Annotated in this window: 12 protein-coding genes and 1 pseudogene; 3 read left to right on the forward strand and 10 right to left on the reverse strand. The window is 50.9% G+C overall.

From position 1 onward, the window contains the following. Positions 1–2: 2 nt before the first annotated feature. The 4 genes and pseudogenes from alaS to C2M34_RS08895 form a co-directional block, all read right to left on the reverse strand. Positions 3–2,602: pseudogene (alaS, locus tag C2M34_RS08880) on the reverse strand (alanine--tRNA ligase). Between the two features lie 10 nt (positions 2,603–2,612). Beyond that, positions 2,613–3,077, reverse strand: coding sequence for a regulatory protein RecX (locus tag C2M34_RS08885; protein WP_105200786.1), 465 nt, complete (start codon positions 3,075–3,077; stop codon positions 2,613–2,615). Beyond that, on the reverse strand, positions 3,077–3,898 hold the full coding sequence (locus C2M34_RS08890) for a BPSS1780 family membrane protein (protein ID WP_105258568.1): 822 nt from the start codon (positions 3,896–3,898) through the stop codon (positions 3,077–3,079). Before C2M34_RS08890 ends, C2M34_RS08885 begins: the two co-directional genes overlap by 1 nt. Positions 3,899–3,928: 30 nt before the next feature. After that, complete coding sequence (locus tag C2M34_RS08895) at positions 3,929–4,549, reverse strand: GTP cyclohydrolase II (protein ID WP_105200788.1); 621 nt, start codon at positions 4,547–4,549, stop codon at positions 3,929–3,931. A gap of 258 nt (positions 4,550–4,807) precedes the next feature. Between C2M34_RS08895 and C2M34_RS08900 the strand changes: the two genes are divergently transcribed. Beyond that, positions 4,808–5,203 carry a rhodanese-like domain-containing protein gene (locus C2M34_RS08900; protein ID WP_158677891.1) on the forward strand — a complete coding sequence of 132 codons (396 nt, stop codon included), beginning with the start codon at positions 4,808–4,810 and terminating at the stop codon, positions 5,201–5,203. Here the strand turns inward: C2M34_RS08900 and C2M34_RS08905 are convergent. From C2M34_RS08905 to C2M34_RS08920, 4 genes are all read right to left on the reverse strand, one after another. After that, positions 5,190–5,834, reverse strand: coding sequence for a 3'-5' exonuclease (locus C2M34_RS08905; protein WP_105200790.1), 645 nt, complete (start codon positions 5,832–5,834; stop codon positions 5,190–5,192). The two genes, C2M34_RS08900 and C2M34_RS08905, sit on opposite strands and share 14 nt — an antisense overlap. 2 nt (positions 5,835–5,836) lie before the next feature. Then, positions 5,837–7,687 carry a DUF294 nucleotidyltransferase-like domain-containing protein gene (locus tag C2M34_RS08910; protein WP_105213733.1) on the reverse strand — a complete coding sequence of 617 codons (1,851 nt, stop codon included), beginning with the start codon at positions 7,685–7,687 and terminating at the stop codon, positions 5,837–5,839. 118 nt (positions 7,688–7,805) lie between these two features. After that, positions 7,806–9,530: a sodium:solute symporter family protein gene (locus C2M34_RS08915; protein WP_105200792.1), complete on the reverse strand. Its 1,725-nt coding sequence runs from the start codon at positions 9,528–9,530 to the stop codon at positions 7,806–7,808. 11 nt (positions 9,531–9,541) lie between these two features. Continuing rightward, positions 9,542–9,805 (reverse strand): DUF4212 domain-containing protein, encoded by a 264-nt coding sequence (locus C2M34_RS08920; RefSeq protein WP_105190622.1) that lies wholly within the window; start codon positions 9,803–9,805, stop codon positions 9,542–9,544. A 331-nt stretch (positions 9,806–10,136) separates the two neighbouring features. Here C2M34_RS08920 and C2M34_RS08925 point away from each other — a divergent pair, with 331 nt between their 5' ends. Together C2M34_RS08925 and purU are read left to right on the forward strand one after the other, a co-directional pair. After that, positions 10,137–13,568: a PAS domain-containing hybrid sensor histidine kinase/response regulator gene (locus tag C2M34_RS08925; RefSeq protein ID WP_105258602.1), complete on the forward strand. Its 3,432-nt coding sequence runs from the start codon at positions 10,137–10,139 to the stop codon at positions 13,566–13,568. Between the two features lie 72 nt (positions 13,569–13,640). Next, a complete protein-coding gene (gene purU / locus C2M34_RS08930; RefSeq protein ID WP_105258569.1) occupies positions 13,641–14,474 on the forward strand; it encodes a formyltetrahydrofolate deformylase in 834 nt (277 codons plus the stop codon). A gap of 70 nt (positions 14,475–14,544) precedes the next feature. On the opposite strand, the gene C2M34_RS08935 is transcribed toward purU, so the two are convergent. Together C2M34_RS08935 and acs are read right to left on the reverse strand one after the other, a co-directional pair. Next, entirely contained in the window at positions 14,545–15,198 is a 654-nt protein-coding gene (locus tag C2M34_RS08935) for a response regulator transcription factor (protein WP_105200794.1), read from the reverse strand. A 92-nt stretch (positions 15,199–15,290) separates the two neighbouring features. Beyond that, the gene (gene acs, locus C2M34_RS08940) at positions 15,291–17,231 is read right to left on the reverse strand and encodes an acetate--CoA ligase (RefSeq protein ID WP_105200795.1); all 1,941 of its coding nucleotides are present in this window, start codon (positions 17,229–17,231) and stop codon (positions 15,291–15,293) included. Positions 17,232–17,358 lie beyond the last annotated feature (127 nt).

Raw genomic sequence — 17,358 nt, forward strand, 5'->3', positions numbered from 1 at the left:
TATTAACCGCGTTCGCTCACCCAGCCCTCAACACTGGCTAGGGCAGCGTCAAGGTGTTCTGGTTGTGTACCGCCGGCCTGAGCCATATCGGGCGACCACCACCTTTACCACCAACCTGAGCAGCCATATGGTTAACCAGTTCTCCAGCCTTAAATTGACCTGTCAGATCCTTGGTTACACCGGCGATCAAACTAACCTTATCGCCATCGGCAACACCCAGGGCGATAATGCCTGAACCCATTTTGTTTTTCAGATCATCAACCATGCCACGCAGGGCTTTGCTTTCTGTACCGGCCACATTGGCAATCAATACCTTAACGCCATTGATGTCTTTAGCGCCGTCTAGCAGCGAGGCACCAGCAGCGCTAGCAAGCTTGTCGTTAAGCTGAGCTACCTGCTTTTCCAAGCCTTTAGAGCGCTCTAACAGGCCTTGAACCTTATCCAGTACATTGCCGCTATCCGCTTTCAACAGTGCCGCGATTTGCGTTAGCTTCTCTTCTTGCGCCGCAATATGGTTTAGGGCGTCGGCACCGGTCACCGCTTCAATACGACGTACGCCCGCAGCGATACCCGCTTCGGAAACTATCTTGAATAAGCCGATATCACCGGTACGCTCCACGTGAGTACCGCCACACAGCTCAATTGAGTAGTCGCCGATACTAACAACACGCACTTCGTCATCATACTTTTCGCCAAACAGCGCCATGGCACCTTTTTCCTTGGCGGCATCTATGGCCATCAACTCGGTTTGCAGCGCAAAGTTATGACGAATTTCGTCATTCACTTTCTTTTCAACGCGCTGTAATTGCTCTGGCGTCACACCTTCAAAGTGCGAGAAGTCAAAGCGCAGGCGATCCGCTTGCACCAATGAACCTTTCTGGTTTACGTGCTCACCCAACTCCTGACGCAAAGCTTCATGGATAAGGTGAGTCGCAGTGTGGTTTTTCTTAATGCGGTCGCGACGCTCGGCATCGATGCGCGCATCCACCTTGTCGTTCACACCAATCTGCCCTACCACCTTACCGTGGTGAGCAAAGGCATTACCCAGTTTTTGCGTATCGGTAACGATAAACTGACCGTTGGCAGTAGCCAGCACACCTGTGTCGCCCACCTGGCCACCAGACTCGGCATAGAAAGGGGTGCGGTTAAGGATCACTATCCCTTCTTCGCCATCGTTAAGCAGGCTGACCTTCTCACCGGCGGCAAACATTTCCACTACCGTGGCGCTGTGCTGCTGAGCATCATAGCCTTTAAATTCGGTCGACTTATCCGAGCGTAATTGATTGTTGTAGTCGGCGCCAAACTTGCCCGCTTGTTGGGCTTTTTTGCGCTGCACATCCATACATTCCTGGAAGCCCTTCTCGTCTATGGTCAAAAAGCGCTCACGGGCCACATCCGCGGTTAAGTCCGCCGGGAAACCATAGGTATCGTAAAGCTTAAAGACCACATCACCCGGGATCACATCCCCTTCTAAGCTGCTCAAGTGCTCCTCAAGAATCGCCAGGCCACGCTCAAGCGTCTTACCAAACTGCTCTTCTTCGATGCGTAATACTTTCTCGATAATGCCCTGCTTCTGGGCCAGCTCAGGGTAAGCATCACCCATTTGCGCCACCAGCTCGGCCACTATCTTGTGGAAGAAGGTGCCCTTGGCGCCCAGCTTATTACCGTGGCGCACGGCGCGACGAATAATACGGCGTAATACATAACCACGACCTTCATTCGAAGGCATAACACCATCGAGTACCAAGAAGGCACATGAACGAATATGGTCGGCGATTACGCGCAGCGACTTGTCTTCCATATCCTGAGCATTAGTCACCTTAGCAGCTGAGCTGATCAGGGCCTGGAAAAGGTCGATTTCATAGTTTGAGTGCACGCCCTGTAAGATAGCGGCAATACGCTCAAGGCCCATGCCGGTATCGATAGATGGGTTCGGCAATGGCTCCATGGTACCGTCGGCGTGACGGTTAAATTGCATAAATACCAGGTTCCAAATCTCGATATAACGGTCGCCATCTTCTTCTGGCGTGCCCGGAGGACCACCCCAGACTTCCTCACCGTGATCATAGAAAATTTCTGAACAAGGACCACAAGGACCCGTATCGCCCATAGACCAGAAGTTATCTTTTGCACCTATGCGTGACACGCGCTCTTTAGGCACACCAATTTGGTTAATCCAAATATCGGCGGCTTCGTCATCTTCGGTGAAAACGGTCACCCACAGCTTTTCTTTCGGTAGTTGCAGCTCTTCGGTCAAAAACTTCCAGGCAAAGGCAATGGCCTGCTCTTTAAAGTAATCGCCAAAGCTGAAGTTACCCAGCATTTCAAAAAAGGTATGGTGACGGGCGGTATAACCTACGTTTTCCAGGTCATTGTGCTTACCACCGGCACGAACACAACGCTGAGCACTGGCGGCACGAGTATAAGGACGCTTTTCTGCGCCCAGGAACACGTCTTTAAAAGGCACCATACCGGCGTTGTTGAATAACAAGGTGGGGTCATTGCCCGGCACCAAAGAGGCCGAAGGCACCACCTGATGTTGGTGTTTGGCGAAATAATCTAAGAACTTCTGTCTTAGCTGTGCGGTCGTCAAATGCTGCATTGCGTTTTTCTCACTCGTCTGTCGCTTCACTTGCAAGTGCAAATTCTATTTGTTGGTAGTCAAAACCACGCGCCGTTAAGTAACGAATACGCTTGGCTTTTTCCTTATAATCTAGTTGTTTTCCCAGCGCCTTAAATTTACGCTGGTAGGCCTCTTGAGCCAGTTCGAACCAATCGACGTCCATTTCTGCCAAGGCTCCAGCCACCTGGTCTTTATCCAGACCCTTTTGCTGAGCATCGGCACAAATACGGCGCGGCCCGTGACGCTTATCTATTGCCCGGCGAATAAAGCTGGCGCAATAGCGGTTATCGTCCAAAAATCCCTGTTGCTCGCACCAATCTAACAGCTTGGTGGCAAACTCCTCTGGTACCTGACGTTGCTGCAATTTGCGCTGCAAATCCCTGCGGCTGTATTCCTGCCGCCCCAGTAACCAGAGCACATAATTCTTTTGTTTTTGCTGTTCGCGCTCATCCATTAAGCGTCAAACCGGCCATCGGAAGAATGTGACTCCTGTGGCTTCGCCGGCTCATTTTGCGCCCTATCCACTGCGCCCTTATCACCTTCATGCTGCTGTAATTGCGGCATAAATATCGCCTGAAAGGCGATGAATAAGCTAATGTAGCAAATCGGCATAACAACAAGAAGAGGAATAAGAGACAAAATCGCACAGACCAGCATCAGAGCGGCGCCGATCAGGCCATAAACCGTCATCGCCGCCATATTACGGTAAAACGCCAGCAGGCTGGCCTTCATTACCGCCCACATTGACGTATGACCGCCAAAATAAACCAAGGGCACGGCAAAGGCAAAAGCACACAAATAAACGCTAAAGAGGACTAAAATCAGGGCTACCGCGGGGAAGGAGAAGCTTTGCGCTAACTCTTGCAGCGCCACTTGCGGGTCGATATCCGGCTGGCTAAGCACAGCCACCGCATCGGCAAACAGCAAGCTGCTCACCATGCCTAACAGCAAGGCCGCGCCCATTTGGTAGAGACCAACACGAAACAGCAACATGCGTCTGCCCTGTTGGGAAAAAACATTCAGGATATCGGCAAAGGCAACCTTATGCCCCTGTTGGCGGCGCAAGGCTGCCTGATAAAAACCCGCCAATAAAAATGGCGTGGCCAAGGCCGCCGGAATTTTTAGCAGCGGCAGGACAAAGCCCAGCATGCCCACAGCGGCAATAAACATATACATAAACATAAAAATAAACGGCTGGCGTTGGAAAATATCCAAACCTGCTTTATACCAGCGGGCTCCCGAGCTGGCCTTGTGCACGCGTATTTCTATCGACATGATGACTAATCTTCCTTTTGCGTATTGCGCTTATGATTTCTTAATTTTTTTAATATCCAGCATGTGTGCACCATGGGCTATTTTGGTTTCCAGGTACGCCTGATTGCCGGTCTGCCCCACCTTGATATGCGCATGGGTGCCAACGACGGCCTTAACCTCTATGCCATTATTACGCAGGGCATCGAGCTTCTTCGGATTATTGGTCATCAGTTTGACCTGGCTAATGCCAAGCGCCTTAAGCATTAAAACAGCATCGGAGAAATCCCGCAGATCGTCGGCAAAGCCAAGATGATTGTTGGCTTCATAGGTGTTCATGCCCTGAGACTGCAACACATAGGCATCGAGCTTATTGTATAAACCAATGCCGCGACCCTCTTGGCGAAGATAAAGAAGCACCCCACCTTGCTCATGCATAAGCTCGATGCTTTCATTAAGTTGCTCACCGCAATCGCAGCGGCTGGAGTGAAATACATCGCCGGTCAGGCACTCTGAGTGCATACGGATCAGGGGCGTTTGTTGCTCATCCGCTTGGTTAAAAATTAAGGCAACATGTTCCTGACCATCTTTTAATCCGCTAAAAGATACGATTTCCGCAGGAATATCACTTTTTTTGCCCACATTTAAATGGACCCTAGCTCTGACTTCGGCCACGACGACTCACTCTGTACAATAAACAATTGTAATAATATAACAAAGCCAACCTCAAAGATCAGCCTGCTTTACTTAGTAAATGGCGGCAATGATAGCACGAAACAAGTGGCCCTCGCGACGTGCAAACACACAATTCAGACCGACAAAAAGTTATGCTATGGTTATTGGCAGCCACAATGTTAAAACATGAAGCTGATGGTAATAGCAGTTGGTTGGGATAAACGGCGCTCAGGCGTTTTAGTAACAAGGGGAAGATCTATGATGAAAAACACCGGCGCGGCGCTTATCGCCGCAATCGCACTTTTTTGCTCGCCCTTAAGTATGGCACAAGGCGAAGCAACTGATATAGCCGCGCAGCAACTCTTGGTTGACCGCTTTAATGCCGAGCCAATGCAGTTATTGGACGTGCGTACCAGTGAAGAATATCAACAAGGGCATATCAAGGGGGCCGTTAACATCAGCCACAATGTGTTGGCGGAGCATGCCGCCGAGCTCGATAAAGAACGCCCCATAGTGGTTTATTGCCGCAGCGGCCGCCGCGCAGCCATGGCCATCAGTACCTTGCAAGAGCTTGGTTTTAAGCAAGTGTACCATCTTGAAGGCGATTGGCTGGGCTGGCAAAAGCAGCAATTGCCAGAGATTACCCAGCCGTGATCAAGGCGCTTAAAGGCACAGGTTCACGCTTACTGATCTGGTTGGCCTGAGCCAAAAACAGCTCAGCGGTGGCCAAGGCATCGCTGAGCGCATCATGAGACGTATGCGCCATTAAACCATAACGCGCTCGACAGGCTTCCAAGGACAAGGCATCAAAGGCAATATCCGAGCCCTGGCGTGCCAAGCGCCTTTGCTCAATTTTCAGGGTGTCTAAGGTGATTCGAGGTAACTGCACCTTGTGCTCTTTGCAGACCCGCTGCAAGAAACGAGTATCAAGCAAACTGTTGTGAAACACCAAAATACTGTCGGCACATACGGCACCAAAGCGCTCAAGTATTTGTGCCATGGGTAACCCCTCAAGCTGCAGGCGCTCGGCGGTAATACCGTGGTAAATAGGTGACTGCGCCAGCTCCAATACTCCCTGATGCAACAAATGACCACTTTGACTGAGCTTAATGCTTTGCTGCTCTATCACCACCCAGGCCAGCGACACCACCTCATGCTCCCTGGGGTTTAAACCGGTTAACTCCAGGTCCACCACCACATACCTATGACTAGTCCAAGGCCTTGACAAGCCATGGGGATCGAACCCCAACTGCGACTTCACTTGCTGCCACCAGGAATAGGTCATGGTTACAGACTCCCGCGGGCAAATTTAAAGGTTGCCGCTTGCTGTGCCTGGCGCACCAGATAAAAGGCCTCTTTTAATTGATGCCGCTCCAGGGAAGTCAGGCCATCGGGGTTGATACAGTTGCTGGGCAGCGGCTCATTATCAAGCTGAGCGCGCAGGCGCAACTGAGTGAGGTAGCGCCAGCAATCCTTAAGATCAAAAATATCCTTTTTCGACAACCACTGGGTTTTGCTAAGCGCATCGAGGCGCTCCAAGGTACTGGCATGGCGAATATTGGCCTGCAGCGCATAGAGGCGAACAATATCATTGATGATCACTATGCCACGGCGTTTTAAATCTATGTATTTATGGCGCTCGGCATCCGCCTCGGTTTTAAGTTGATTAAACAGACCTATGGGCACCGAGTTTAGATTTAACTCACTGGCCAGGGCGCGGTAGAAGAACTGATCGGGTTTAAGCGCCGATAAGGCCTCGCTAAAGGTGGCGAACAAATCACTCGAGCCGCTGATAAAACGAATATCGAAGAAGATTTTGCAATTAAGCATGGCCTCCGGCGTCGGACTGGACAGCCAGCGGTCAAACTTATCAAGCCAGCCATCCAGACTCAGGCGGCAGGCTTCATTGCTGGCCATAATATTGCCTGGGCAACGCCTGATACCGCACACATCCAACTGCTGGCAAACAAACTCCCCCATGGCCTTAAAATACTCGCGCTGCTCTTCATCCAGACCATTGGGCAAGAGCAGGCCATTATCCTGGTCCGAGTGCAGGGTTTGCTCTTCGCGGGCCTGAGAGCCAAAGCAAATCCAGCTAAAGCGGGCCGGGGCATCGCCGTGGCGCTGCTGAAACAGCTGAATTAAACGTGTGGTCAAGGCATCGCTGATGCCACTGAGTAACTTGCCAATCAAACTGATGTCATCAATATGATAGGCAAAACCCTCAAGTAGCTCGGGGACTTCCTGAGCATAGCGTTTTAAGTCGGCAACTCCGCTGGCCTTGTAGATGCGACCAATCAATTGCACCGGGTCGCTTTTTTGCTGGCGTAGCAAGTCGGTAGAGGTGACCATGCCGAGCGGCTGATGCAGCTCGTTAAGCACCGGCAAGTGGTGAATATTGTGTTTGAGCATCAAGTGCATGGCCGAAAACACCCGGTTGTTTTCAAAAATAAACTTGGGTTCCACACTCATGATTTCGGCAATGCTGCACTCTGGGTCCACGCCTTCGGCCAATACCCGCGAGCGTAAATCCCGGTCGGTAACAACGCCAATTAAGCGAGCCTCCTGGCCCTCCCCCTGAGTCACCATAATGGAAGACACCCTATGCTCGCTCATGGTCTGCGCGCATTGACGAATACTGGCATCCGGGGTCAGGGTGATGGCCTGACGCGTCATCAACTGGGCAATTTTGCGCTCCGACCAACTATCACCATGGTGCTGATACTTAGACGACAAGAGTCGGTTTGAATGAGCACGCACAAAATATTGTTCAAACGCCTTATATTCGTGGCGCAGATAATCGAAGTCCGCTTGCGAGAGCATATAGACCAGGGCTTCACGCTTCACCTCAATGCGGTTTTTTATACTCTCGCCGCTAAGCAAGGAGGGATAACCAAAATAGTCGCCCCCGGTGAGGCGCGCAATAGGCTCGCCGTCGGCGGCCACCAGCTCAATAACACCGCTGCGAAGTAAAAATAACTTGGGATGGGCAGAATCCAGCCATTGATGCTGATTTTCCCGGGTGACATAAATTACTTCTAAATGATGGGTAAAATAATCGCAGGCAGAGTCTGGCAAGGCGTTAAATGGCGCCTGCTGGCTGACAAAGTCAAAAATATCCTGATGCTGGGCACTCATAGTCCACGTCCTAAACACATGTGGTAACAAGACTAAATCTAGGACCTATTCAACAACAAAAAAAGCCCGACCTTGGTCTAAGGTCGGGCTTGTTATCTGCAAGTTAGGTTACTACACCTTAGTGCGAATGGGCCGTTGCAGAACCTTTAGGATTACGAATGCCCTCAACCATTTCTTTGATCTCATCCGGAGTTTCCGCAGTCATGCGTTGCACCACGGCAGCAACAAAGAAGTTGACCAGCATACCCACAAGGCCGATACCTTCAGGTGAGATACCAAATAGCCAATGCTCGACACTGTTTAGCTCTGGGCTAACAAACTTGAAGTAGATGATGTACGCGGCGGTGAAACCTATACCCGTAACCATACCGGCAATGGCACCTTCTTTGTTCATGCGTTTTGAGAAAATCCCCATAATAATGGCTGGGAAGAAACTCGCCGCCGCCAGACCGAAGGCAAAGGCCACCACAGAGGCTACAAAGCCAGGCGGGTTGATACCAAAGTAGGCTGAGATACCAATGGCTACCATGGCCGCCAAACGCGCCGCCAACAGCTCTTGCTTATCGTTGATATCCGGTTTCAAGGTACGTTTTAACAAATCGTGAGAAACCGAGGTAGAAATAACCAGTAACAGGCCTGCGGTTGTCGATAGCGCTGCGGCAATACCACCTGCGGCTACCAAAGCAATAACCCAGGCTGGCAAGTCGGCAATTTCAGGGTTCGCAAGTACCATGATATCGCGGTCAACCTTCACTTCATTGGCGCTGGCTGGATCATTAATGTCACCCGCCGAATAGTTCATACGACCATCTTCATTCTTGTCGTTGAAGGTGATAAGGCCGGTTCTTTCCCAGTTTTTAATCCACTGCGGTGCTTCTTCATACAAGGTACCGCTGCCGTCTTTACCATTGATGGTGTCGATCATGTTCACGCGAGCGAATGATGCAACCGCCGGAGCCGTGGTATAGACGATGGCAATAAAGACCAGGGTCCAAGCCGCCGAGATACGGGTATCACGAACGCGAGGTACAGTGAAGAAGCGTACGATTACATGAGGCAGACCTGCGGTACCCACCATTAGCGCGCCGGTAATGGCAAAGACATCAACCATACTCTTGGAGCCTTCGGTGTATTGGGCAAATCCGAGCTCGGTACTGAGACCGTCAAGCTTATCGAGCAAGTAGAGTCCGGAGCCGTCGGATAAGGTGCCGCCGAAACCGGTTTGTGGCAACAGGTGACCCGTCATCATCAAGGAAATAAAGATAGCAGGTACCAGGTAGGCAAATACCAGCACGCAGTACTGAGCAACCTGGGTGTAGGTAATGCCCTTCATGCCGCCAAGTACGGCGTAGAAGAATACAATCACCATGCCGATATATACACCGGTTTCAATGTCTACTTCCAGGAAGCGCGAGAATACTACGCCCACACCACGCATCTGACCGGCGATGTAGGTAAAGCAGATAAAGATGGCACAGAAAATAGCGACCACACGGGCTGCCTGTGAGTAGTAACGGTCACCGATAAAATCCGGCACCGTAAACTTGCCAAATTTACGCAAATAAGGTGCTAGGCACAGCGCCAGCAGTACATAACCACCGGTCCAACCCATAAGATATACACCGCCGTCATAACCGGCAAAGGAGATGATCCCCGCCATGGAAATAAACGAGGCTGCACTCATCCAGTCTGCGGCCGTAGCCATACCATTGGCTAAGGGTGGTACGCCACCACCGGCAACATAGAATTCATTGGTTGAGCCGGCACGCGCCCAAATGGCGATACCTATATAGAGCGCAAAGCTCAGGCCAACAATTAAAAAGGTAAGTCCTTGAACATCCATCATTTTGCTCCTTATTCGTCTACGCCGTATTTCTTATCTAACGCATTCATTTTGTATGCGTAGACAAAAATAAGAGCTACAAAGGTGTAAATAGCGCCTTGTTGTGAAAACCAAAAGCCCAGTTTAAACCCAAAGAATCGTACTTCGTTGAGTACGTCGACCAACAAAATGCCAAAGCCAAAAGAAACGACAAACCACACCACCAGTAATTTAAATACCAGGCTGAGGTTTTCACTCCAATAGGCCTTCGCATGTTCTGCATCTTTAAAAGCCATTTTGTATCCCCTTTACATCACACCCAAAGGCATGAACGGTTGTTATCATCACTTTTGAATCTAGCAATGCTTGGCCAAGAGGAAATTCAGACCTTAGTCGTAACAAAAAGTTAACCTTTGATGAGAGAGAAGCATAAAATAAAAAATAACCAATAAAAACATATGGATAATGAACTTTTTAGTTATTAAGGAAATGGTTGGCACGGCATTTTTTGGCATTTATACATTAGTCTAATAACCCTTAGTCGCATGCTAGTGCGCAACAAAAGCACTGCTATTCGCCATGGGCTTTTGCTATGGTAGAGGTACTTATAAAAATAACCCTTACACCATGACCTTAGCTTTAATTCTTGTATCTCTGGCCTATATCTCCGTGTTGTTTTGGTTAGCCAACTGGGGCGACAAAACCACACCCTGGGCCAAGTACATCAGCCATCACCCCTTTGTGTATGCCTTGGCGATCGGGATCTACTGTACCTCCTGGACCTACTACGGCTCGGTGGGCACAGCCGCCAGTGATGGTTGGCACTACTTGCCAATTTTGCTCGGGCCCATTTTATTGTTTGTCTTCTTTCAGGGCTTCCTGCGCAAACTCGTCTTGGTAAGTAAAAAGCAAAATATCACCACCATTGCCGACTTTATCTCGGCGCGCTACGGCAAACGGCAACTGACGGCGATTTTAGTGACCTTTATCGCCCTGATGGCCACCATTCCCTATATCGCCCTGCAGCTTAAGGCGCTCTCCAGCAGCTTTATCTTATTATCGGGAGATTCCAAGATATCAGGCCCTGTGCTGGCTCTGGGCGGAGCCCTGATCATGGCGGTGTTCGCCATCTTCTTCGGAACCCGCAAGGTGGATGTGACCGAGTACCGCTCCGGTTTGATGCTGGCGGTGGCCTTTGAATCCCTGGTAAAGCTTATTGCCCTGGTCTTTGTCGCCGGTCTCGCTTTATATACCTTTTACAGCCTCCCCCAGAGCGTTTCACTCGATACCGTATGGCAACACTGGCGGAACTCCCAGGTACTGAGTTTTGGCTTTATCGGCCAGACCCTGATGGCGGCGGCGGCCATCATTTGCTTGCCACGCCAGTTTCATGTCACCGTGGTTGATAACCAGGATATCCGCCATCTGCGCACGGCACGCTGGGCCTTCCCCCTGTATTTACTACTTATTGCGCTGATGATTATTCCCATCGCCAGCGCCGCCATAATGCCGGAAATTGGCCATGGCCATAGCGCCGACAGCTTTGTATTGGCACTGCCGCTGAGCAGCGGTCACAGTGTTTTGACTACCTTTGTTTTTATCGGCGGCCTGTCAGCGGCCACCGCCATGATAGTGGTAGCGACCCTGACCCTGAGCACCATGATCTCCAATGACGTGGTACTGCCGCTGTTACTTAAACGTAAGTTCCGCCGCAGCCATATCAACACCAGCTATCGCTCGCGTATCTTACTGGTGCGACGCTTTACCATAGGCGCCATATTGCTGCTGTCTTATCTCTATCAGCAGTTTTTTGGTCATGGTGAAACCCTGGCCTCCATGGGCTTGGTGGCATTTTCTTTAGTCACCCAGTTACTGCCGGCCATAGTCGGCGGCCTGTATTGGCGTAAGGGCCATGCCTATGGCGTGTATGCGGGCCTGACCGCCGGTGTAGTCTGTTGGACCCTGTTCCTGCTCATCCCTATTCTGAGCGCCACCACGGCACTCGACAGCGGTGCCCAGCAAAATCTAATTACCCAGGGCACCCTCATCGCCCTGTTTGCCAATATCTGCTGCTATATCAGCTTCTCTTTAGGGGCTCAGGAGCGCCTTATCGACCGCATTCAGGCCGCCGCCTTTGTTAATCCCATGGAGCAACTGAACTTTGCCAAGCGTCTGAATAAGAACGTTGATGCCACTGTGTATGACTTTAAAGTGCTGCTGCAAACCTTCCTCGGCGCCCAGCGTAGTACCCAGGTGCTGGCTCATTACAGCCTGAGCGAAGATATAGACGACAACAATGCTCAACCAAGCAATGAATTTATCGCCTATTGCGAGCGCGCCCTGACCGGGGTGCTTGGCGCCTCCTCGGCACAAGCCTTGATACAAACCGTGGCCAGTGGCAAACGCCTGGCCTTTGAAGAAGTGGTCAACTTTTTCGACGAAACCACGCAAGCGCTGCGTTTTAACCAGAACCTCTTGTTTACCTCGTTAGAAAATCTGAGCCAAGGTATTTCCGTCGTCGATAAGGACCTTAATCTGGTGGCCTGGAACAAGCGCTACGCGCAGATGTTTGGCTACCCCGACGGCTTCTTACAGCAAGGTCAGCCCATAGAAGAGGTGATCCGCTATAACGCCATGCGCGGTGAATGCGGCCCCGGCGAAATTGAACAGCATGTGGAAAAACGGGTGCGACACCTGCGTAACGGCACCCCCCATCACTTTATTCGTCATCGCCGCAATGCCCAGGTGTTTGAGATGATTGGTAACCCGCTGCCGGACGGCGGCTTTGTGACCAGTTTTTCCGATATTACCGCACACATGGAAACGCAAAACGCCCTGGAAGAGATCAACATGGATCTGGAAAACCGCATCGAGGCACGGACCCAGGAAGTACGCGCCATGAACCAGGATCTTAAGGCGCAAATCGCCAGCAGGGAGCAAATCGAGCAGGCATTGAAGGCGGCAAAACTAGAAGCGGAACATGCCAACGACAGTAAAACCCGCTTCCTCGCCCTGGCCAGCCACGATATTCTTCAGCCTCTCAATGCCGCACGCCTGTATCTGGCGTCCATGGACGAGCAGGAGCTAAGCGCCCACAACGCCAATAGCCTGGCCAAGCTCGGTGACAGTCTGGACAGTACAGTGCACCTGATGTCGGCCCTGCTCGATATTGCCAAGCTCGACCAAGGCGCCATGTCGCCCACGCCGCGCCACTTTCATATCGACGATATTCTTACGCCCCTGGTCAATGAATACGCCATTTTATGCGCCGACAAGGGCCTGAAACTGACCCTGCGTTCGAGCAATGAGGTGGTCCACAGCGATACCACCTATCTGCGCCGCATCATTCAGAATCTGGTTTCCAACGCGGTGAAATACACCCCTAGCGGCAAGGTGCTGGTTGCCTGTCGCCGCCGTAAACACCATCTCAGCATAGAGGTGTGGGATACGGGTCTGGGCATTTCAGATCATGAACAGAAAAAAATATTCGATGATTTCTATCGCGTTGAGTCCGGCGACAACAAGGGTGTCGGCCTTGGGCTTGGGGTGGTAAAACGCATGGCCGAGCTGCTTTCCCATCCCCTGACCATGCGCTCACAATTCGGTAAGGGCAGTTGCTTTAAGGTAGAAGTGCCCTACGGCTCGCTGGCTCGAATTCAAGGTTCAAGTATTCCGGCAACCACAGCTGCGGCTCAATCTCATTATGATGTACTGGTGGTCGATGATGAGGCCGCCAATATAGAAGCCATGCATCATCTACTGAACAAATGGGGCGCACGCTGTCATGGTTGCCAAGGGGCTGAGCAAGCGCTGGCTGTGGTCGAGAGCGACACCAATATCGATATTATCTTTATGGATTATCAGCTTGGTGAGGGCGATGATGGCCTGGCTCTGATAGCCAAGATCCGAGCCCTGAGAGGCAAAGAGATACCCGCTATTTTGATCACTGCGGTGCGCGACGACCAGTTAAAACTGGCGGCAAAAAATGCCGGTGTGCATTATCTCTCCAAGCCGGTTAAGCCCGCTAAACTAAAGGCCCTGCTAAATCATTCCTTATAAAAAAGCACAATTGCCATTATCGTGAAACCCTGAGCATAATGGCAATTCGTGTAACACAAACAGGAATGAGGAATGAAAAAGGTTTTACTGGCGCAGTGCCCGGACCAAGAAGGTCTAATCGCCAAGATCACCGGCCTGTGCTTTGAGCATGGTCTCAATATCACCCGCAACAATGAGTTTGTCGACAAGGCCCATGGCCGCTTTTTTATGCGCACCGAACTCGATGGCGATTTTAGCAATATCGACCTGGAGGCTCAGCTACAAGCAATTTTACCGAGTAACTCCACACTGTCGCTCCATGGCGACGAGCCGGTTAAGGTGGTCTTGTTGGCGACCAAGGAAGCCCATTGCCTTGGCGGGGTATTATTAAAGTGTTTTGAGCAGGCCTTGAATATTCAGGTGCTGGCGGTGATCGCCAATTACCCGGACTTACAACCCCTGGCACAGGGCTTTCATGTGCCCTTTCACTGCATCAGCCATGAAGGCTTAAGTCGCAGTGAGCATGACCGCCTGGTGGCAGATAAAATTGCCGAATACAATCCGGATTTGATTGGCCTGGCCAAGTATATGCGCATTTTAAGCCCGGAATTTGTTGCCCGTTTTGCCGGGCGCATTATTAATATTCACCACTCCTTCCTGCCCGCCTTTATTGGTGCCAGGCCCTATCACCAGGCCTTTGAGCGCGGTGTTAAGATCATCGGCGCGACCGCCCACTTTGTGAATAATGAGCTCGACGAAGGACCGATTATTTTGCAGCAGGTAACGAATGTCACCCATGCGGACAGCGCCGAAAGCATGGCGAAAAAAGGACGGGATGTGGAAAAGCTGGTGTTTTGTAAAGCCCTGGAGCTGGCCGCCGAGCATAAGCTCTTTGTTAATGACAACCGCACCGTGGTTTTTGACTAGAGCGGTTTTTGATTAGATCAGTGTTTGCTGGCAAGGCACTCCTAGCCTTGCCTGTTAGCCTTATTTTTCTTTATTGTTGGCTTTCCATGGCCTCAAGCTGCAACTTGGAGGCAATAAGTACCGCCTGAGTGCGGTTATACACCCCGAGTTTACGGAAGATGGCGGTAATATGCGCCTTCACCGTGGCTTCGGAAATATTCAGCTCATAGGCGATTTGCTTATTGAGCAAACCTTCGTGTAAATAACTTAAAACTCTATACTGCTGTGGCGTTAATGATGCAACCTGGGCCGCAAGCTGCTTGTCTTCACCACTGATGGCTTCCACCTTGTCTTTGATATCAGCAGGCAACCACACCTCACCTTCGAGGATTTCATTGATGGCGTCGGCGATTTCCTGAGCCGATGACGACTTGGGAATAAAGCCCATGGCGCCATAACCCATGACCTTAGACACTACCTGCAAGTCCTCACTGCCAGAGACCACGGCTATGGGTAAATCGGGATAATCTTCACGAATACGGATAAGGCCGTACAAGTCGCCATTGCCCGGCATATGCAAATCCAGCAGCAAGATATCCAGGTCGTCATGCTTATCAAGCACCGCCAAGGTGGTGTCGAAGGTATCCGACTCTAACACTTCCAAGGGCTCAAATTGCTTGGTCAGCGCGCCTTTCAGGGCTTCTCTAAATAATGGGTGATCGTCCGCTATTAAAAACTGACTCATGCTGCGCTCCTAAAAAAAATCGGCCATTACCTAAGGTAATAGCCGATAGTCTACGTTTAGAATCATTCTTTAATCAAGCTCTTAACGATTAATTAACGATTCAAGCGGTTTTCAATAAGCTCATCAACCACACTTGGATCGGCCAGAGTTGAGGTATCTCCCAGCTGCTGGTGCTCATTTGCGGCGATCTTACGTAAAATACGGCGCATAATCTTACCCGAGCGCGTTTTCGGCAGACCCGGCGACCATTGGATCATATCCGGCGAGGCAATAGGGCTAAGCTCTTTACGAACCCAATTACGCACCTCTTTGGTCAGCTCGTCGCTCACCACCACACCCTCGTTAGGGGTGATATACACATAAATACCCTGGCCTTTGATATCGTGCGGATAGCCCACCACAGCCGCTTCGGCCACGGCCTCATGGGCAACCAGTGCACTTTCAATTTCAGCCGTACCTAGGCGGTGGCCAGACACGTTCAGTACATCGTCAACACGACCTGTGATCCAGTAATAACCGTCTTCATCGCGGCGACAACCGTCACCGGTAAAGTACACTCCCGGATAAGTAGAGAAATAAGTTTGCTCAAAGCGCTCATGGTCGCCATATACGGTACGTGCCTGCGACGGCCAGCTATCAAGAATAACCAGGTTACCATCCACGGCTCCCTCAAGGGTATTGCCTTCGGCGTCAAATAGCGCCGGGGCGATACCAAAGAAAGGTCTGGTTGCCGAGCCCGGCTTCATATCGGTAGCGCCCGGCAATGGCGTGATCATGATGCCGCCGGTTTCCGTTTGCCACCAGGTATCGACGATAGGACACTGGTTGTTACCAATACGCTCATAATACCAGGCCCAGGCTTCGGGGTTGATTGGCTCACCCACAGAGCCCAATACACGCAAACTGGTGCGCGTTGAGCTGGCGGTAGGCTCGTCGCCCTTAGCCATAAGCGCACGAATGGCAGTCGGTGCGGTATATAAAATAGTAACCTGATGTTTATCGACGATTTCACCCATGCGGCCAGCACTTGGGTAAGTAGGCACGCCTTCAAAAATAACCTGAGTACAACCATTCACCATAGGGCCGTAGGCAATATAGCTGTGACCTGTGATCCAACCCACATCGGCGCTGCACCAGTAGATATCGTCCTCATGCAGGTCGAATACATATTCGTGCGTCATGGAGCTGTAAACCAGGTAACCACCTGTGCTGTGTACAACACCTTTAGGTTGACCCGTCGAGCCCGAGGTATAAAGGATAAAGAGCGGGTCTTCGGCATTCATCACTTCCGGCTCGCATGTGCTTGGTAAGTCTGCAACCAGGTCATGCCACCAGATATCAACATCATTCCACTGCACCTCACCACCGGTCAGCTGATGCACAATCACATGCTCTACCGTAGTGACGCCGGCTTGGCTCACCGCTTCATCAACATTGGCTTTAAGCGGAACACAATTGCCGCCGCGGCGACCTTCGTCGGAAGTGATCACTACCTTGGCGCCACTGTCTTTAATACGATCGGCAATGGCCGAAGGTGAGAAGCCACCAAACACCACGGAATGCACCGCACCAATGCGGGCACAGGCCTGCATGGCGTAGACTGCTTGTGGTGTCATCGGCATATAGATGGCAACGCGGTCGCCCTTTTGTACGCCGAGCTTGCGCAGGCCATTGGCCAGTTTACACACCTCGTCGTGAACTTGTTGATAGCTGATGTGCTCGCTTTGGCTAGGGTCATCCCCTTCCCAAATCAGCGCGGTTTTATCGGCTTTATCTTTTAGATGGCGGTCAATACAGTTGTAAGAAGCGTTTAGTTGCCCGTCTTCAAACCATTTGATGCTGATATGGCCTTTATCGAAAGAGGTATTTTTAACTTTTGAGTAAGGGGTGATCCAATCTAGACGCTGGCCGTGCTCGGCCCAAAATGCTTCTGGGTCGTCGATGGATTGCTGATACATAGCTTGGTATTTTTCGTTATCGACTAATGCGTTGTTTTTGATGTTTTCAAAAACCGGATAAATGCTCTGTGACATAACCGTCTCCATATTTTTTGTTGCCTTTAGGCCTGCCCACAGCATTACCCAGGGCCACGTCTTGCAGTATTAGACCTTAGTATAAAATCTTTATAAACAGCACTGTTTTCGCCAAAACGCCTGCTAA

Source organism: Pseudoalteromonas sp. T1lg88 (genome assembly GCF_002964765.1).
Lineage (GTDB): Bacteria > Pseudomonadota > Gammaproteobacteria > Enterobacterales > Alteromonadaceae > Pseudoalteromonas.